The organism is Nonomuraea sp. NPDC049480, from assembly GCF_044465905.1.
Classification (GTDB): Bacteria; Actinomycetota; Actinomycetes; order Streptosporangiales; family Streptosporangiaceae; genus Nonomuraea.
Genome location: NZ_JBITMD010000007.1, coordinates 200,839 through 218,719 on the forward strand (window position 1 = coordinate 200,839; position 17,881 = coordinate 218,719).

The following is a 17,881-nucleotide window of genomic DNA, read 5'->3' on the forward strand; positions in this document are numbered from 1 at the left end:
CCCACTCGCTGAGTGCGCCCCCGCCACCTCGCCCTGGCCGTCGGACTCGCGGCCGTATGGGGCTTCAACTTCGTGGTCATGCAGGTAGGGCTGCGGCACTTTCCGCCCCTGCTGTACGCGGGCATCAGGTTCGGCATGGCCGCCTTCCCCGCCCTGCTCGGGGCGACCCGGAGTTGCCTGGCGCTGGGTCGCCGGGGTGGCGGCGACCATCGGGGTGGGTCAGTTCGGTCTGCTGCTCGTCGGAATGCGAGCGGGCATGCCGGCCGGACTCACCTCACTCGTCCTGCAGATGCAGGCACTATTCACCGTTCTGTTCGCGGTGACGCTGCTCGGAGAGCGGCTCACCGCACGCCGTGTCCTCGGGTTGGCCATCGCCTTCGGCGGGCTGGCCCTGGTCGCGTACGACTTCGGGGTGTCGGGCCCGCTCGGGGCCTTCGCTCTCTGCGTGGCCGCGGCGGCCGCCTGGGGCCTCGGTAACGTGGTCCAGCGCCGCGCTGCCCCACCAGATTCGCTCCGGTTCATGGTCTGGGTGAGCGCCCTGTCCGCGCCCCCGCTCCTGTTGCTGTCGCTGTGGCTGGAGGGCGTCCCGGTGCTCGTCGCCCCCCTGGAGGGCTGGATGTCCCTCCTGTACGTGGCGTTCGTCTCCACGCTCGGCGGGTTCGGCCTCTGGGGGTGGCTGCTGAGCCGCTACGACGCCTCGATCGTGGCGCCGTACACGCTGCTCGTGCCGGTCTTCGGCATGTCCTCAGCCGCCCTGATGACCGGCGAGCCGCTCACCTGGCTCAAGCTGCTGGCGGCGGTCCTCATCGTCTGCGGCGTGCTGTACGCGGGGACTACAGCACGGCGGCGGCGGCCTTCGCCGCTGCAGGAAGCGCTTCCGCGACGCGGTTGATCGCCTCGTCGTCGTGCGCCGCCGACAGGAACCACGCCTCGTATGCCGACGGCGGCAGATAGACGCCCTGCTCCAGCATCGCGTGGAAGAACGCGGTGAACGCGGCGGTGTTCTGAGTCTTGGCCTCGGTGAAGTTCGTCACCTCGGCGTCCGTGAAGAAGATCGAGAACAGGCTCCCCGCCCGCTGCAGCCGGTGTGGCACCCCCGCGGCCGCCAGCGCCTCGGCGGCGGCCTGACCCACTGCCAGGGCCGCGGCGTCCACTCGCTCATAGGCCGCTTCGTCCAGGGCCCGCAGCGTGGCCAGCCCGGCCGCGCACGCCAGCGGATTGCCCGACAGCGTCCCCGCCTGGTAGACGGGCCCCTCGGGCGCGAGATTGGCCATGACGTCCGCCCGCCCGCCGAACGCCGCCGCCGGCAGACCGCCGCCCATGACCTTCCCGAAGGTCATCAGGTCGGCCTCCACCGGCTCCAGGCCGTACCAGCCGGCGGCCGAGACCCGGAACCCCGTCAGCACCTCGTCGATGATCAGCAGCGCCCCGTTGGCCGTGCACAGCTCGCGCAGCCGCGCGTTGAAGCCGTCGCGCGGCGGGACGACGCCCATGTTCGCGGGGCACGCCTCGGTGATCACACACGCGACGTCGGCCGTGGCGAAGGCCTCCTCGACGGCCTCGACGGAGTTGTACGGCAACACGATCGTGTCCGCCGCCGACGCCCCGGTCACGCCCGGCGTGTCGGGCAGCCCGAACGTCACCACCCCGGACCCGGCCGATGCCAGCAGCGCGTCGACGTGCCCGTGATAGCAGCCGGCGAACTTGATCACCTTCGACCGCCCGGTGAAGCCGCGCGCCAGCCGCACCGCGCTCATGGTCGCCTCGGTGCCCGAGCTGACCAGCCGCACCTTCTCGACCGGCGCCACCCTGGCCACGATCTCCTCGGCCAGCTCGACCTCGCCCTGGGTGGCGGTGCCGTAGGAGAAACCGCTGGCCACCGCCCCGGACACGGCCTCGACGACCGCCGGATGCCGGTGCCCGAGGATCATCGGCCCCCAGGAGCAGACGAGGTCCACGTACCGGTTGCCGTCCACGTCGGTGATGTAGGGCCCCTGCCCTGAGGCCATGAAGCGCGGCGTGCCACCGACCGCCCCGAACGCGCGCACCGGCGAGTTGACGCCTCCCGGCACGATCTGGCGGGCTCGGGCGAACAGGTCCTCGGAGTTCTGTGTACGGCTCACCCGACCCAGGTTAGCCAGAGCACAGGTCGACCTCCCAAAGGGGCCTGTCGCAGGCTCGCCTCCCGCGCGCAACACGGGGAATTCGACGAGGCATCGGCGGCGCGCGACGCGGCGAGAGCGGCGTGGAAGGAGGCCATCACTTGATGTCCTACCTCATAGACACTTCCGCGCTCTGGTACCTCCTGCGGAACGCGGAAGCGTTGGAGACGTGGGCCGACCGGATCACTACGCAACCGCTACGCATCTGCGAACCCACACGAACCGAGTTCCTCTATTCAGCCACCGGGCCCGCTCACCGGGACGAGTTGGAACACGAACTCAATACCCTCTGCGAACTCGCGCCCGTCCCGAAGACCGCCTGGCGCTGGGTCGAGAACGCCCAATACAAACTCACGCAGAGGGGGCAACACCGCTCTGCCGGTGTCAGAGACCTGCTGTTGTGCGCCACCGCCGTGCACCATGGCCTCACGGTGCTGCACGTGGACGACGACTTCGCCACCGTCGCCAAGGTCATGACCGAGGTCGAGCAGCGCGACGTCCGCCGATTCTGACTCAGTCGGCGAGCCACTCCAGAATGCGCAGCGGGTCGGGCAGAGGACGCCCGTCCGGAGACCGGAGCCACGAGACGGGCTGTCCGCTGGGCAACATCGACGGCGGCGCGAGGACGTAGCTGTCGCGGCAGTGCCACCGCAGTCCGGGCGTCTCCTCGATGGTCGCCGGATCACAGTCCAGATGGCACGACCACCACTCGTCCTCGTCCTCCGGATTGCCGCGCGTGGCCACATAAAACAAAACCCGGTCGCCTTTGGCGGCGACCGGGCCCGGGTGTGCTCCGGCGGCGTCGATTCGGGTGAGGGCCGACAGGCCGGTGGCGAGCGGTACGTCGAAGACGTCGAACACGCGTCCGGTGGGCAGGATCACACCGGCCTCGGGCTCGGCCTGCCACCAGCGGGTGAGCAGCGCGGGATCCGTCGTGGCCTGCAGGTGCCAGGCTGGAGAGAGCGGATGGGCGCCTGGATCGGGACAGCCGAGGCGGTCACAGGAGCACGCGCGCGGACCGTTCCTCAGAGGGAAGGCGCCGGGCACGACGGGCCACCCCAAGGCGGCGTATTCCAGCACTGAGGCGATCCGCGTCGGCCGCGTCCGCTTTTTGGTACGCCGAGCCAGTGGTACCCCCACCATTGGTGTCTCCCGTCGAGTCCCTCGCGCGCCTGAGGAGGTCCCAGCTCCGGGCAGGCGAGCGCACACGCCACGCGGGACACACCAGCACTTGTTATCGCACTCTAACGCACACGTCCCACGAGTTGACGGGAAACCCCTAGGTTAGAGGCGTCGTGCCACCTCGGTGGCCCAGTACGTCAAGATCAGGTCGGCCCCGGCCCGCTTGATCGCGACCAGTGATTCCATGATCATCCGCTCCCGGTCCACCCAGCCGTTCGCCGCGGCGGCCTCGATCATCGCGTACTCGCCGCTCACCTGATAGGCGGCCACCGGCACGTCCACCTCGGCCCGGAACCGGGCGATGATGTCGAGGTAGGCCAGCGCCGGCTTGACCATGACCGCGTCGGCGCCCTCGGCGAGGTCGAGCCGGACCTCGCGCAGCGCCTCCTCCAGCGGCCCGGCCGGATCCTGCTGATGGGTGCTGCGGTCGCCGAACTGCGGCGCGCATTCGGCGGCGTCACGGAACGGCCCGTAGAAGGCGGAGGCGTACTTGGCGGAATAGGCCAAAATCGGGATATTTCCGTAACCGGCCCCGTCCAGCGCCGACCGGATCGCCCCGACCTGGCCGTCCATCATCCCGCTCGGCGCCACCATCTGGGAGCCCGCGGCTGCCTGGGCCACCGCGATCGAGGCGTACCGCTCCAGCGTGGCGTCGTTGTCCACGTCACCCGACGGGGTGAGGATCCCGCAGTGCCCGTTGTCGGTGAACTCGTCGAGGCATGTGTCGGCCATCACCACGATGGAGTCGCCGACCTCGGCGTTCACGTCGCGCAGCGCCAGCTGCAGGATCCCGTCGGGGTCGTCTGCGGCCGAGCCGCGGGCGTCCTTCACGGCGGGGATGCCGAACAGGATGAGCCCACCCACACCGGCCTCGGCGGCCTCGTGCGCGGCCTTGCGCAGCGAGTCGCGAGTGTGCTGCACCACGCCCGGCATGGACACGACAGGCGCCGGCTCGGCGATGCCCTCCTTGACGAACAGGGGCAGGATCAGGTCGGCGGCGTTCAGCCGGGTGCCGGCCACCATCCGCCGCAGGGCGGAGTTGCGGCGCAACCGCCGGGGCCGGGCCACGGGGTAGTGCGCGCTCATCAGACTCTCCTTCTCCTGGCGCCGCGGCGGTTCTGCGAGGGCCTGCGCGGCGTGTCGCCCGCGATCAGGGCCGCCTGGCGCTGCTTGGCACCGAACTCGGCCAGCGCGGCGGCCAAGGCGGATGCGGATGGCTTGTCGGACATGACGTCGACCCGGAGCCCGAACTCCTCGGCGGTCTTGGCCGTCTGCGGCCCGATGACCGCGATCACGGTGACGTTGTGCGGCTTGCCCGCGATGCCCACCAGGTTGCGCACGGTGGACGAGGACGTGAAGAGCACGGCGTCGAAGCCGCCGCCCTTGATCGCCTCGCGGATGGGCGCGGGCGGCGGCGCGGCCCGCACGGTGCGGTACGCGGTGACGTCGTCGCACTCCCAGCCCAGCTCGGTGAGCCCGGCCACCAGCGTGTCGGTGGAGATGTCGGCCCGCGGCAGCAGCACCCGGTTGATCGGGTCGAGCATCGAATCGTACGGCGGCCACTCGGCCACCAGCCCCTCGGACGACTGCTCGCCCGACGGCAGCAGGTCCGGCTTGACCCCGAACTCGACCAGGGCCCGCGCGGTCGCGTCGCCCACGGCCGCCACCTTGAGCCCGGCGAAGGCCCGCGCGTCGAGGCCGTACTCCTCGAACTTCTCGCGCACCGCCTTGACCGCGTTCGCGCTGGTGAAGGCCACCCACTCGTAGCGGCCCGTGACCAGGCCCTTGATCGCCCGGTCCATCTGCTGCGGCGTGCGGGGCGGCTCGACCGAGATCGTCGGCACCTCCTCCGGCACCGCGCCGTACGCGATGAGCTGCTCGGACAGGCTGCGCGACTGCTCTTTGGTACGGGGCACCAGCACCCGCCACCCGAACAGCGGCTTGGTCTCGAACCACGACAGCTTGTCGCGCATCCCCACGGCCTCACCGACCACGATCAGCGCGGGCTCGGTCAACCCGGCGTGCTTGAGGTCGGCCTGGAGCCGGCCGAGCGAGGACACGACGGTGTACTGCTCGGTGGTGGTGCCGCCGCTGCTGACCGCGACGGGCGTGGTGTCGGGCTTGCCGCCGGCGATGAGGGCCTTGCCGATGGCCACGGCCTCGCCGATGCCGTTGTAGATGACCAGCGTGCCGCGACAGGCCGCGTGGGCACTCCAGTCCTGCTCCTGCGCGGCGTCCACGATCCGGAACTCCGGCACGGCCGTCGCCGGCGGGATGCCCGCGTACGTGAGCACGGCGGTCGCGGGCGGCACGCCGGGCACGATCTCGAAGTCCACCCCCGCTGCGGCGCAGGCCGCGACCTCCTCGGTGATCGAGGAGAACAGCATGGGATCGCCCGTGCACAGGCGCACCACGACCTGCCCGCCCTCGGCGCGCTTGACGGCGTCGCCCTCGACGACTTGGACGCCTTCGCGGCAGTGACGCAGCAGCGGGCGGTGCGCTTCCTCGCCGAGCAGCACGGCGTCGGCCTTGCCGAGCAGTTCGGCGGCGCGGAGCGTCAGCAGGTTGGGGTCACCGGGACCCGCGCCCACGAACGCGACGAATCCGGAGGTTGGACTATCGGAGCTCAATGGGAATGCTCCCCCATCAATCTGTCGGCCCCTTCGGCGATCATCTCGGCCGCCAGGCGGCGACCCAGGTCAACAGCCTCCGAAGGAGAGCCGGCGGCGGACTTGCGGACCGCCTCGCGGCCGTCTATGGCGACGACCGTGGCGGTCAAGTTCAGAGTGTGCCCGTCATCGACCGCGAAAGCACCCACTGGGGCTGCGCAGCCCGCCTCGAGAGCGTTCAGCACGGCGCGTTCCGCGGTCACCGCGGAACGGGTGCACGGGTCGTCGAGCACGCTGAGGAACTCGATGAGGTCGGGCCGGTCCGAGCGGCACTCGACGGCCAACGCGCCCTGGCCGGGGGCGGGCAGCAGCTCCTCGACCTCGAAGATCTGCGCGATGTCCGCGCTCCGGCCGATCCTCGTCAGGCCGGCCGAGGCCAGCACGACCGCGTCGAGCTCACCTGATGTTACCTTGCCGATACGTGTGTCGGCGTTGCCGCGGATCGGGACGTACTCCAGGTCGGGGCGCAGTGCGCTGAGCATGGCGATCCGGCGCGGCGAGCCGGTGCCGACCCGGGCGCCGGGCGCGAGGTCGGCGAACTTGAGCGGGCCGACCAGCGCGTCCCGGTGGTCGTGCCGGGCCGGGATCGCGGCCAGCGTGAAGCGCGGGTCCTGCGTGGTCGGCAGGTCCTTCAGCGAGTGCACGGCGAAGTCGATCTCGTTTTCGAGCAGCTTGTCGCGCAGCGCGGTGACGAACACGCCCGTGCCGCCGAGCTGGGCGAGGTGGGCCTTGGAGACGTCGCCGAAGGTCGTGACGCCCACCAGCTCGATCTCACGCCCGGTGCGCTCGGTGTAGGCGTCGGCCACCATCTGCGACTGCGTGGTGGCCATCAGGCTCCGGCGGGTCCCCAACCTCACAGCTCCACCTCTCTCACGGCCTCGGGCACCTTCGGATCCAGATTGAACAGCTCACGCAGCGCCTCCGCATAATGATCGCCTCCTGGGCAGGTGGCGAGCTGCTTGACACGCACAGTCGGCTCGTGCAGCAGTTTGTCGACGACCCGCTGCACGGTCATGGCGACCTCGTCCTTGGTCCGGTCGTCGAGCTCGGGCACCCGCATGAGGAGGCGGCCGAGCTCCGACTCGACGACGCTCGCAGCCTTGGTGCGCAGCGCGACCACGGTCGGGGTGACCTTCGCGGCCCGCTCGGCGTCGAGGTACGCCCGCAGCTCCTCGGCGACGAGGGTGCGTACGGACTGGACCGCGTCGCCCTCTCGCGAGCCGATGCCGGACTCCTGGATCGTCTCCAGGTCGACCAGCGTGACGCCGGGCACCTGGCGCACGTCCGGGTCGATGTCGTGCGGCAGCGCCAGGTCCAGCAGGAACGCCGGCCGGCTCAGCATGCCGGGCGTGATGAGGTGCCGGCCCGCGCCGGTGCACGCGATCACGATGTCGGCCGTGGCCAGCTCGTCGGCCACGGCGGCGAACTCCACCGCCCGGCCGCCGACGTTCTCGGCCAGCCGGGCGCCACGCTCGTACGTGCGGTTGGCCACGACGATGTCGGTGACGCCCGCGCGGGCCAGCGTGACGGCGGCCAGCGAGCTCATGGAGCCCGCGCCGACCACCAGCGCCCGCCGCCCGGCCAGGTCGCCCGCCAGCGCGAGGCCCGCCGAGACCAGCGAGGCGCCGTGCTGGTCGATGCCGGTGTCGTGGTGCGCCCGCTTGCCGACCCGCAGTGCCTGCTGGACCAGATCGTTGAGGGTGGCGCCGACGGTGCCGTGGCGCTGCGCCAGCTTGAGCGCCTGGCGGACCTGCCCGAGGATCTGGCCCTCGCCGACCACCATCGAGTCGAGCCCGCACACCACGGAGAACAGGTGCTCGACCGCCTGCTCCTCGTAGTGCACGTAGAGGTGCGGCGTCAGCTCCCCGACCGGGACCCCCGAGTGCCGGCCCAGCAGGCCGGTGACGGCGGTGACCGCGGCGTGGAAGCGGTCGACGGTGGCGTAGACCTCGACCCGGTTGCAGGTCGAGACGACCATGGCCTCCGCGACGCAGGGGTCCTGCTGGACGTCGTGCAGGAGTTTGGCGAGCGCGTCACCCGTCATCGAGACGCGCTCGAGCAGAGCCACCGGAGAGGTCCGGTGGCTGAGTCCGATAGCCAGAACACTCATTGACTGTCCACCGCCATGAGTGGCCCCCCAGCCTTGCGTTGCTCGTGGAACGCGAGAATCTGCAGTTCGATTGATAGGTCGACTTTACGGACATCGACACCGTCCGGCACGGAAAGTACAACTGGGGCGAAGTTCAAGATGCTGGTGACGCCGACGGCGATCACGCGTTCGCAGACTTCCTGCGCCGCATCCGCCGGTGTCGCCAGCACCACGATCGAGACTCCGCGCCGCGTGATGACGGCTTCCAGTTCGTCGATGTGCTCTACATTCAACCCCGCAATGGTGTCGCCCACGACTTCGGGGTCGGCGTCGACCAACGCCGCCACCCGGAAGCCCCGGGAGACGAAACCGCCGTAGTTCGCCAGCGCCCGGCCGAGATTACCGACTCCGACGATCGCGACCGCCCAGTCCTGCGTCAGCCCGAGCTCGCGGGAGATCTGATAGACGAGGTATTCCACGTCATAGCCTACGCCGCGGGTGCCGTACGAGCCGAGATGTGACAAATCCTTGCGGAGCTTGGCGGAGTTGACGCCGGCGGCCACGGCCAGGTCCTCGGAGCTGACGGTGGCGATGCCCCGCTCGGCCATCCCGTTCAGCGCCCGGAGATACAACGGCAGCCTGGCGACCGTCGCCTCGGGTATACCGCGGTCGCGGGGCTGGGACGGGCTCTTCACGTGCCGGAGCTCCAGGGGACGGGCGGCTTGGGGACCGCGGGAAACGGAACGAACCGCCTTTCAGGTTAATCCCTTTGTGAACCGATGCACAAAGTCACCCGGGTACGGTTGTGCCATGCACCGCATCACGTTGATCGGCAAACCCGGCTGTCACTTGTGTGACGATGCGAGAGAGATCATCTCGAGGGTGGCCGGGGAGCTCGGCGTGCCCTGGGAGGAGGTCAGCATCGAAACCTCCGAAGAGCTCAGGGAGAAATACTGGGAGATGATCCCTGTGACGCTGATCGACGGCGTGCAGCACGACTTCTGGCGGGTGGACGAGGGCCGCCTGCGCGAGGCCCTCAGAACATAGCCGTCGGGAGGGGCACCACCTTCGCGGCGTTGACGTTGAGCTCGATGACGTTGGTGGCCAGCACCATGGACTGCCGCTCGGTGACGAACCTCTCAACGTGCGACTGGCGCTGGTGGTCGCGGTAGGCCACCTCGTCGCGGTAGAGCTCGTAGACGATGCGCTGCAGGGGGGCCGACTTGACCGCGTGGCAGGCGTACACCAGCGTGTCGGGCTCGCTGCGGCGCACAGCCTCCACCGTGGCCTCGGCCAGCCGGTCGAACGCCTCGCCCGCGCCGTCCATGATCGTGAAGACGGTGAGCAGGCCGTAGATGCTCGGCGACGGCTTGGTCGAGCCGGGCTGAGACTGGGCCTGCGGCTGAGCGGGAGAGAAGAGGTCCGCGCCGGAGTAGAGCATGCCCGTGGCCGGTCCCGACGAGGGCGGCGCGGGCGGCATCGCGTAGTCGGGACGCTGGGGCGGCATCCCCTGCTGCTGGGGCGGCATGCCCTGCTGTTGCGGAGGCATGCCCTGCTGTTGCGGAGGCATGCCCTGCTGTTGCGGAGGCATCCCCTGTTGCTGGGGCGGCATGCCCTGCTGTTGCGGAGGCATCCCCTGTTGCTGGGGCGGCATGCCCTGTTGCTGGGGCGGGGCGCCGTTCATGATGTAGCCGGTCGCCGGGCCCGAATCGGAGGGCGGCGGCGCCATGCGGGCGGCGTAGTCGACCTCCCGTTCCCCGGCCCGGTATTCGGCCACCAGATCGCCCAGCCCGGTCGGCCTGCGCGGCGGCCCGGGCGGCAGGTCGGCGGGCGCGGGCATGGGCATGGGCTCGGGCATGGCCCTGCGCCCGCGCGGTGAACGGTCGTCAGGCGGCATCGGCCGCTCCTCCCTGTGCTGCGCGCGCGGACCCACCTGCTCCTTGGGACCGGAGAACTCGTCTTCGTCCTCGTCCTCGTACGGCGCCAGCGGGCGCAGCACGGTGTACCAGATCGCCGCCCCGGCCACCGCCAGCAGCGCCGTGGTGAACAGCGGCGGCACCGTGAACCGCATCGCACCGACCAGCGCCATCCCCGACGGGACGATGACCAGGGACGCGTGCAGGTTGTCGGTGTCGTACTCGTCGCCGCTGCGCCACTTGAACGCCGCGACCACGAGCATCGCGAGCATCACCAGCACCGACACGGCGTGCACGGCGATCAGCAGGTAGGTGGGGACGATGTTCCAGAACGTCGAGGGGGCGGGCAGCGTCTTGCCCAGCTCGTCCGACTTGAGCGGGTCGAAGATCATGATCACGCCGGCGACGATCGTCAGCGCGATGCCCATCAACCACGCGAGGAACCGCGGCGGCACCCGCTCGGCCAGCAGCTGGATCATGCCGACGGCCAGCCAGAGCGGCGCCAGCATCGAACCCGTCACCTGAAAGACCCGGAACGTGACCGCTCCGAAGCCCATGAGATAGCCGACGCCGATCACGCCGAGTGACAAGCACAGCGCCACCGCCGCGACGGTCCAAGCGATCAGCCAGCCCTCGGGCTCGTCGCGCAGCCGCTTGATCAGGGCGCCGGCCGCGAAGGCGGCGAGGATCGCACCGGCGAAACCTATGACAGCAACGAGGATCTCCATGGTGACTCCAATGCTGCCGGACGATGCCTCCCAGCCGGTAGCCGAAGAGGGAAGAGGTCGAACCTCACGGTATCTGCCGATTACGCCTAGTCATGCAAGCACGATGCGGATTGTGGAATTTCCGGTTGATTTCTAGAGTGTTCGAGCACGCCGCACCCCTTACCCCTAGGGATACCGGATGCCTAACTCGTCACCGTTCGCCGGGCTGCTTGCGCCAGCGGTCGCTGGACCTGCCCGGACGGGCGAGCTCGCCGTGCGCGAAGAAGTGCTCGACGACGTACGCACTCTCGTGCTGCACGCCAAGAACGGATGCACGGAGTCCTTTGGCACGCTCTACGACCGTTATGTGGATCTCGTCTACCGCTACATCTACTTCCGTGTCGGCTCCCACCAGCTCGCCGAGGACCTGACCAGCGAGACCTTCCTGCGGGCACTGCGCAGGATGGCCGACTTCACCTGGCAGGGCCGAGATTTCGGCGCTTGGCTCGTGACCATCGCCAGGAACCTGGTGGCCGATCACTTCAAGTCGGGGCGGTACCGGCTGGAGATCCCCACCGGGGAGATCATCGACGTTCCGCTCGACGGCTCGCACATTCCCGAGAACGCCGTGGTCACGGCCATCATCAACGACCGGGTGCTGCGTGCCGTACGTGAGCTCAATCCTGAGCAGCAAGAGTGCGTGGTCCTGCGTTTCCTGCACGGACTGTCGCTCGCGGAAACCGCGTTGATCATGGGGAAGAAGAGTGGAGCGATCAAAGCGCTGCAGTTCCGTGCCGTACGCGCGCTGGCCAGGGCACTCAAGCACGACCTGGCGTAACCTCCCCCATCCGCCCTTCGTTAGGCAGGTGTCACGGCCAGACGGGAGCTGTCATGGGTAGCGCGCGCAGGCGGCGGGAACGCGTGCTCGAGCACCTCACGGCGCTGCGACGACTGCCGCTCGGCGGCGCGCCGGAGCCGTCCTTCCGCGCCCGGCTGCGCGCGGAGCTGCTCTCGGGCGCCCACGCCGGCGAGCCGGTACGCCCGGCGCCCGGCAGGCACGCCCGCCGCCGCCCGACGCCGAGGCGGCCGCTGGTGTCCCATCTGGCCACGTTCGGCTTGGCGGCGGCCATGATGGTGTCGGCGTTCGCCACGTACCAGTCAGTGCCGGGGGACTCGCTCTACCCGCTCAAGCGCGCCGCCGAGAGCACGCTCGTCCGCCTCAGCGCCGACGACGCCGAGCGCGGCGCGCGTGAGCTGGATTCCGCCAAGAGCCGCGCCAAGGAGGTCGCCAGCCTGCTCGGCTCGTCCGAGAGCGGCCCGCTGGTCAGCAAGACGCTGACGGAGATGGAGGCGTCGACTCGGTCCGGCATCAACAGACTGGAACGCGCCGAGCCGCGCTCCCCAAAGATCAAGAAATTCGCGCGGGACCAGAAGAAGGTCGTCGGGCCCATGCTGCCGCGGCTCAGCGAGGACCAGCAGGCCCAGGCGCAGGGCTACCTCCACTACATCGAAGGCCTGGCCGCCCCCCAGTAGGCGGAATCCGCCCACGGGAGACTCGTACCGATCACAGGAGACGCGACCATGCGGGATACGGGCCTAAGGGGTAAGTAAGCTGAACCCCATGTGGCGGCTTTTGCGACGACGACAAGAGGTGGAGCCCGAGGCCGCCGGCGAGGCCGCGGCGCGGGCGGCGGTCACCGTCGCCCCGGTCGAGCCGGACCTCCAGGCGGCGGCGTTCTTCGACGTCGACAACACGATGATGCGCGGCGCCTCGATCTACCACTTCGCCCGCGGGCTGGCCACGCGCGGCCTGTTCACCACGTCGGACCTGTTCAAGTTCGCCGTGGGGCAGGCGGTGTTCCGGCTGCGCGGCAACGAGAACCCCGAGCACATCGCGGTGGCGCGGGAGACCGCGCTGGCGTTCGTGGCCGGGGCCAAGGTGGACGACGTCGTACGCCTCGGCGAGGAGATCTACGACGAGGTCATGGCCGACCGCATCTGGGGCGGCACCAGGGCTCTCGCCCAGAGCCACCTCGACGCCGGCCAGCGGGTCTGGCTGGTGACCGCCACGCCGGTGGAGCTGGCCAGGGTCATCGCGCAGCGCCTAGGCCTGACGGGCGCGCTGGGCACGGTCGCGGAGACCAGCAACGGCGTCTACACGGGCAACCTGGTCGGCGACCTCCTCCACGGCCCCGCGAAGGCCGAGGCGGTCCGCGCCCTGGCCCGCCGTGAGGGCCTGGACCTGACCCGGTGCACCGCCTACAGCGACTCCGCCAACGACCTCCCCATGCTGTCCCTGGTCGGGCACGCGGTGGCCATCAACCCGGACAGTGAGCTGCGCGAGCACGCCAAGAAGCACGAGTGGCCCATCAAGGACTTCCGTACCGGCCGCAAGGCCACGCTGACGGCCCTCCCCATCGCTGCGGGCTTGGGAGCCGTGGCGGGCGGCGTGGCGGCGGGCATCGCCCTGCGCCGCCACTACCGCGGCCGCTAACCCTTCAGGGACTCGAACAGCTCGTTCGCGTCCGGCTGCCTCCACTGAAGGCGGTTGTGGTCGTCCGCGTCCGGCTTTACCGGAGTCGTCACCAGGTTCACCTTGGTCTTGGACAGCTCGGTGGCCAGGTCGTACATCGATTCCACGCTCAAATCCGTCTTGACCGACTTGCGAACCTCCCCCAGGAAGGACTTGAGCCGCCCCGCGTCCGAGAACGCCCCCTTGACCTTCTTCAGCATCGCGAGCACGAGCTGCTGCTGGCGCTTGATCCGCCCGAGGTCCGAGCCGTCGCCGTAGTACCGCAGCCGCGCCCAGCCCAGCGCCTCCTCACCGTCCAGCGTGTTCTTGCCGGCCGGCAGCTTCAGCTTCGCCTTGTGATCGTCCACCGCGCGCGGCACGGTGATCTCCACGCCGCCGAGTGCGTCCACCATGCCCTTGAAGCCGGTGAAGTCCAGCTCGACCGTGTGGTGGATGGTCAGGCCCGTCAGCTTCTGCAGCGTCTTCCGCAGGCAGGACGCGCCACCGTCGTTGTACGCCGCATTGATCATGTTCTTCTGCGCGGGCTTCCCGGAGCAGCTCGGGATCGTCACCATCGAGTCCCGCGGCACGTTGACGGCCGTGGCTTCGCCCCGGTCGGCGGGCACGTGGACGATCATGATGGTGTCGGCTCGCGCGCCTCCACCGCCAGGCTCCTTGGCCAGTTGAGGGCCGTACTCGGCGTTCGCTCCCTGGCGGGTGTCCGAGCCGATCACCAGCACGTTCCTGGCGCCGCTCATGTCCACGGCCGTCGACCCGGCGGGCGGCGCGGCCGTGTGGCGGTCGGCGATCAGCATGGCGGGCACGGCAACCGCGGCGGCCGTGGCGACGGCCACGAGCCCTGCCGTCCACCAGCCCGCCCAGCGGCGTCGCGGCCGGGTCCGCAGCAGGCGGTCACGCTGGCGGGCGAGCGTCGCGGGCGGCTCGTGCTCCAGCTCCCCGCCGAGGTCGCGGAGCAGATTCAGGTCGTCCATCGTCACTCCTCCTCCATGGGGTTGGTGTCGCCGAGCGCGGCCCGTACCTTCCGCCTGCCCCTGTTGAGGCGGGAGCGCACGGTTCCGACGGGGATGCCGAGCGCCTGCGCGACCTCCTCGTACGTGAGATCGCCCCAGGCGATCAGCAGCAGCACGTCGCGGTCCTTGGCCGGCAGAGCGGCGAGGGCGCCGGCAAGCTCGGCGCGTACGGCCTGAGCCGTGACGCCCGCGGCCACCCGGTCCGCGGGCGACTCGATGTCGGACTCGACAGGGGCGCGCAGGAGGGCGCGGTAGCGAGCGGCCTCCTTGCGGTGGTGCCGGGAGATGAGCTTGGTGAGGATGCCGAAGAGCCACGGCCTGGCGTCCGGGTACGCCAGGTCGTAGCTCTCCCGCCGGGAGAACGCGATCAGGAACGTCTCGCCGACGAGGTCTTCGGCCGGCTCAGGACCGAGCCGTTTGGAGACGTACCGGTAGAGCATGGCGGAGTAGCGGTCGAACAGCTCGGCGAACGCCTCGGGTTCGGTCCACGAGGCACTCACGAGCTCCGAGTCCGCACCCCTGGTGGCGGGTTGCAGGATCATCTCCGCCCTTCTGCGGGGAATCGGGTCACCGATGTCTTGCCACAACCCGCCAATCAGGTTCACGGTGGGCCGCGTTCAGCGGCCCACCGCAGGCCCGCGGTGTCCGCGCCTACAGCTCCTTGAGAAAACCTCCGTCGACGGCGAAGTCGGCGCCGGTCGTGCTGCCCGAGCGCGGCGAGACCAGCAGGGCGACCATGTCGGCGATCTCCTGCGGGTCCACCAGCCGCCCGGTGGCCAGCTTCATCATGCCGGGCGCGACCTGCTTGATGACGTCCTCCTTGGAGGTCCCCGCCATGCCCGCGATCACCTCGGCGGCTCCGCCGTCCTTGGTCCACCAGTCGGTGAGCACCGGGCCGGGCGAGATCGTGTTCACGCGGACGCCCTGCGCCCCGAACTCCTCCGACACGGCCTTGCTCACGTGGTTGAGAGCCGCCTTGGCCGCGCCGTAGTCGACGTTCATGGCGCCGGGCTGCCGGGCCGAGCCGGAGGAGATGTTGACGATCGAGCCGCTGCCCCGCTCGACCATGACGGGCACGGCGGCGCGGATCATGCGTACGGCCGAGAACAGGTTGAACTCGAACATCGCCTGCCAGTCCGCGTCCCCGGGCGTCATGAACCCGACCCGCGGCAGCGTCACCCCGGGCGGCGGCCCGCCGGCGTTGTTGACCAGAATGTCCACTCCGCCGAACTCCTCCACGGCGCGGGCGACGACCATGGCCGGCGCCTGCGGGTCCATGAGGTCGACCGCGACGTGCGTCACCTTGGCGTCGACCGGCGTGCGCGAGGCGGCGACCACGTGTGCGCCCTCATCGGCCAGGGTGCGGGCGACGGCCAGGCCTATGCCCTTGGACGCGCCCGTGACGACGGCGACGCGCCCGGAAAGCTCGAGATCCATGAGGATGTCCCTTCGGTGTCAACTGCGAATCGCTCGGAGAACACCGGGAACACCCCGCCGGTTGCGCTAGAGGAAGGGCGGGAACGCGTGGCCTCTGCGCAGCCGCAACTCGTTGAGCAACTGCTGGATCACCTCGCGCACGTGGTCGGTGATGTTGAACACCAGCATGGGGTCGTCGGCCGCGTTGGGCTCATATTCGTCGGTGCGGATCGGCTCGCCGAACTCGATCATCCACTTGGACGGCAGCGGGACCAGCCCGAGCGGCCCCAGCAGCGGGAAGAACGGCGTGATCGGCAGGTAGGGCAGGCCGAGCAGCCGGGCCACGACCTTCAGATCGCCGATCTTCGGGTAGATCTCCTCGGCGCCCACGATCGCCGTGGGCACGATCGGCACCCCCGCGCGGATGGCCGAGGCCACGAAGCCGCCACGGCCGAACCGCTGCAGCTTGTAGCGCTCGGAGAAGGGCTTGCCGACGCCCTTGAAGCCCTCGGGGAACACCCCGACCAGCTCGCCCTTGCGCAGCAGCCGGTCGGCGTCCTCACGGCAGGCCAGCGTGTGGCCGGTCTTGCGGGCCAGGTGGCTGAGCATCGGGAGCTGGTAGACCAGGTCGGCGCCGAGCAGCCGCAGCGGCCGGTGCGCCTCGTCGTGCATGGCCACCTGCAGCATCAGCGCGTCGACCGGAAGCGTGCCGGAGTGGTTGGCGACGACCAGCGCGCCGCCCTCCTCGGGCACGTTCTTCAGCTCGACCGTCTCCACCCTGAACCAGCGGGTGTAGAGGGGCCTGACCAGCTCGAGGAACGCCTTGTCCGTCAGCTCGGCGTCGTAGCCGAACTCGTCGACCTCGTAGTCGCCGGTGACCCGCCTGCGGAGCAAGGACAGGAGCCGGGCCATGGGATCCGGCTCAGGCTCCTCGAAGGACGGCGCGGCGCTGATCGGGATCACTCGGGCGTCGTCCTCATCTCGGGGAACGCTCAACTGGGCACACCTCCGAACGGGTGCAGGCCACGCGAGCGCAGGAAGTCCTCGAAGGCCGCCCCGGTCGTGAACTTGGGCTTCCAGCCGAGCTCGGCCTCGAGCCTGCCGGTGTCGACCGCGCGACCGTGGCTCATCAGCCTGACCTGCTCGGGCGAGTATTCGACCAGCCCGATCCTGCGCGCGGTGTCGCCCAGCACCTTGAACGCGGGCGAAAGCAGCGGCAGCGACGGCCGCCCCGCTCTCCTGGCGCACTGCGAGAGCAGCAACACACCTGCCCCGGCCACGTTGTACGTGCCGGGGTGATCTTCTGTCGCCATCCGGCGCAGCACCTCGACCGCGTCGTCCTCGTGGACGAACTGCAGCCGCGGGTCGAAGCCGAACACGGTCGGCAGCACCGGCTGGGTGAAGTAACGCGTCAGCGGCGAGTCGACGCCTGGACCCATGAAGTTGGCGAAGCGCAACAGCGACACCGTCACGTCGGGACGGCGGCGCGCGAAACCGCGCACATAGCCCTCGACCTCGACCGCGTCCTTGGCATAGCCATGGCTGGGGCCGTCATGCGGCTCCAGGTCCTCGGTGAACACCGCTGGATCCCGCGGCGACGAGCCGTAGACGGCGGTGGTGGAGCGGACCACCACGCGCCGGACGGTCGCCGACCGCTGACAGGCACCGAGCAGTTGCATGGTGCCGATGACGTTGTGCTCCTTCATGGCGGCCCTGCCACCGCTCCGCGAGGGAGCGCTGACGAGGCTCATGTGCACAACGGTGTCGATGTCCGCGGCCGCGATCACCTGGGCGATGTCGGGGCTGCGCAGATCCACCCGGACGAACTCCGTCCGGCCGAGAGAGATGCCGCCGTCTCGCGTAAGCGAGGGGGGCGGCACGGTGTCCACTCCAATGACACGGCTGATGTCCGGGTCCGCAGCGAGAACACTCGCCACCCGGGCGCCGATGTGGCGCGAGACCCCGGTGACGAGCACGGTGTGGGTCATCAGCGCCTCGCAGCTGCGTTGGTTACTTCTTGTTACGCCGCTGGATGCGCGTCTTCTTGAGCAGCTTGCGGTGCTTCTTCTTGGCCATCCGCTTGCGGCGCTTCTTGATAACAGAGCCCACGGGACCCCCTGGTGCTGGTAGCAAGTGTGATCGGAGTGCGAGCGCACACCGGCTCACAGACTACCGGCGATCCACGGTAGATCGCCCA

At 69.9% G+C, this 17,881-nt stretch carries 20 protein-coding genes; 6 read left to right on the top strand and 14 right to left on the bottom strand.

Features of this window, described 5'->3' with window-relative positions:
• Positions 1-196 precede the first annotated feature (196 nt).
• Complete coding sequence (locus ACIBX3_RS22085; RefSeq protein WP_397119734.1) at positions 197-892, top strand: EamA family transporter; 696 nt, start codon at positions 197-199, stop codon at positions 890-892.
• Here ACIBX3_RS22085 and hemL read toward each other — a convergent pair.
• Positions 834-2,123, bottom strand: coding sequence for a glutamate-1-semialdehyde 2,1-aminomutase (gene hemL, locus ACIBX3_RS22090; RefSeq protein WP_397119736.1), 1,290 nt, complete (start codon positions 2,121-2,123; stop codon positions 834-836). The two genes, ACIBX3_RS22085 and hemL, sit on opposite strands and share 59 nt — an antisense overlap.
• A gap of 143 nt (positions 2,124-2,266) precedes the next feature.
• On the opposite strand from hemL, the gene ACIBX3_RS22095 reads away from it, so the two are divergent.
• Complete coding sequence (locus ACIBX3_RS22095; RefSeq protein WP_397120242.1) at positions 2,267-2,674, top strand: PIN domain nuclease; 408 nt, start codon at positions 2,267-2,269, stop codon at positions 2,672-2,674.
• A 1-nt stretch (position 2,675) separates the two neighbouring features.
• On the opposite strand, the gene ACIBX3_RS22100 is transcribed toward ACIBX3_RS22095, so the two are convergent.
• From ACIBX3_RS22100 to ACIBX3_RS22125, 6 genes are all read right to left on the bottom strand, one after another.
• Positions 2,676-3,305: a bifunctional DNA primase/polymerase gene (locus ACIBX3_RS22100; protein ID WP_397119738.1), complete on the bottom strand. Its 630-nt coding sequence runs from the start codon at positions 3,303-3,305 to the stop codon at positions 2,676-2,678.
• Positions 3,306-3,446: 141 nt separating this feature from the next.
• A complete protein-coding gene (gene hemB, locus ACIBX3_RS22105) occupies positions 3,447-4,430 on the bottom strand; it encodes a porphobilinogen synthase (protein ID WP_397119740.1) in 984 nt (327 codons plus the stop codon).
• Positions 4,430-5,974, bottom strand: a complete 1,545-nt coding sequence (locus ACIBX3_RS22110; RefSeq protein WP_397119743.1) for a uroporphyrinogen-III synthase — start codon at positions 5,972-5,974, stop codon at positions 4,430-4,432. Before ACIBX3_RS22110 ends, hemB begins: the two co-directional genes overlap by 1 nt.
• The gene (hemC, locus tag ACIBX3_RS22115) at positions 5,971-6,843 is read right to left on the bottom strand and encodes a hydroxymethylbilane synthase (protein WP_397120244.1); all 873 of its coding nucleotides are present in this window, start codon (positions 6,841-6,843) and stop codon (positions 5,971-5,973) included. The genes ACIBX3_RS22110 and hemC overlap by 4 nt, the downstream gene beginning before the upstream one ends.
• Positions 6,844-6,866: 23 nt before the next feature.
• The gene (locus tag ACIBX3_RS22120) at positions 6,867-8,123 is read right to left on the bottom strand and encodes a glutamyl-tRNA reductase (RefSeq protein ID WP_397119745.1); all 1,257 of its coding nucleotides are present in this window, start codon (positions 8,121-8,123) and stop codon (positions 6,867-6,869) included.
• Positions 8,120-8,797 carry a redox-sensing transcriptional repressor Rex gene (locus tag ACIBX3_RS22125; protein ID WP_397119747.1) on the bottom strand — a complete coding sequence of 226 codons (678 nt, stop codon included), beginning with the start codon at positions 8,795-8,797 and terminating at the stop codon, positions 8,120-8,122. Before ACIBX3_RS22125 ends, ACIBX3_RS22120 begins: the two co-directional genes overlap by 4 nt.
• Before the next feature lie 115 nt (positions 8,798-8,912).
• Here ACIBX3_RS22125 and ACIBX3_RS22130 point away from each other — a divergent pair, with 115 nt between their 5' ends.
• On the top strand, positions 8,913-9,149 hold the full coding sequence (locus ACIBX3_RS22130; protein WP_397119749.1) for a glutaredoxin family protein: 237 nt from the start codon (positions 8,913-8,915) through the stop codon (positions 9,147-9,149).
• Here the strand turns inward: ACIBX3_RS22130 and ACIBX3_RS22135 are convergent.
• Positions 9,139-10,746: a putative quinol monooxygenase gene (locus ACIBX3_RS22135; protein WP_397119751.1), complete on the bottom strand. Its 1,608-nt coding sequence runs from the start codon at positions 10,744-10,746 to the stop codon at positions 9,139-9,141. The genes ACIBX3_RS22130 and ACIBX3_RS22135 overlap by 11 nt on opposite strands.
• 253 nt (positions 10,747-10,999) lie before the next feature.
• On the opposite strand from ACIBX3_RS22135, the gene ACIBX3_RS22140 reads away from it, so the two are divergent.
• The 3 genes from ACIBX3_RS22140 (at position 11,000) to ACIBX3_RS22150 (ending at position 13,219) form a co-directional block, all read left to right on the top strand.
• Positions 11,000-11,563, top strand: a complete 564-nt coding sequence (locus ACIBX3_RS22140) for a sigma-70 family RNA polymerase sigma factor (protein WP_397119753.1) — start codon at positions 11,000-11,002, stop codon at positions 11,561-11,563.
• 53 nt (positions 11,564-11,616) lie between these two features.
• Entirely contained in the window at positions 11,617-12,258 is a 642-nt protein-coding gene (locus tag ACIBX3_RS22145) for a DUF5667 domain-containing protein (RefSeq protein WP_397119755.1), read from the top strand.
• Positions 12,259-12,346: 88 nt separating this feature from the next.
• Entirely contained in the window at positions 12,347-13,219 is an 873-nt protein-coding gene (locus ACIBX3_RS22150) for an HAD family hydrolase (protein ID WP_397119757.1), read from the top strand.
• Here ACIBX3_RS22150 and ACIBX3_RS22155 read toward each other — a convergent pair.
• The 6 genes from ACIBX3_RS22155 to ACIBX3_RS22180 all read right to left on the bottom strand — a co-directional run bounded on the left by ACIBX3_RS22155 (position 13,216) and on the right by ACIBX3_RS22180 (position 17,793).
• Complete coding sequence (locus tag ACIBX3_RS22155) at positions 13,216-14,229, bottom strand: LCP family protein (protein ID WP_397119759.1); 1,014 nt, start codon at positions 14,227-14,229, stop codon at positions 13,216-13,218. The genes ACIBX3_RS22150 and ACIBX3_RS22155 overlap by 4 nt on opposite strands.
• A 2-nt stretch (positions 14,230-14,231) precedes the next feature.
• The gene (locus ACIBX3_RS22160) at positions 14,232-14,810 is read right to left on the bottom strand and encodes an RNA polymerase sigma factor (RefSeq protein ID WP_397119761.1); all 579 of its coding nucleotides are present in this window, start codon (positions 14,808-14,810) and stop codon (positions 14,232-14,234) included.
• Positions 14,811-14,919: 109 nt separating this feature from the next.
• Entirely contained in the window at positions 14,920-15,705 is a 786-nt protein-coding gene (locus ACIBX3_RS22165) for an SDR family NAD(P)-dependent oxidoreductase (RefSeq protein ID WP_397119763.1), read from the bottom strand.
• 66 nt (positions 15,706-15,771) lie between these two features.
• On the bottom strand, positions 15,772-16,680 hold the full coding sequence (locus ACIBX3_RS22170) for a lysophospholipid acyltransferase family protein (protein WP_397119765.1): 909 nt from the start codon (positions 16,678-16,680) through the stop codon (positions 15,772-15,774).
• On the bottom strand, positions 16,677-17,672 hold the full coding sequence (locus tag ACIBX3_RS22175) for an NAD-dependent epimerase/dehydratase family protein (protein ID WP_397119767.1): 996 nt from the start codon (positions 17,670-17,672) through the stop codon (positions 16,677-16,679). The genes ACIBX3_RS22170 and ACIBX3_RS22175 overlap by 4 nt, the downstream gene beginning before the upstream one ends.
• Before the next feature lie 22 nt (positions 17,673-17,694).
• On the bottom strand, positions 17,695-17,793 hold the full coding sequence (locus ACIBX3_RS22180) for a 30S ribosomal protein bS22 (RefSeq protein ID WP_018654693.1): 99 nt from the start codon (positions 17,791-17,793) through the stop codon (positions 17,695-17,697).
• Between the last annotated feature and the right edge of the window lie 88 nt (positions 17,794-17,881).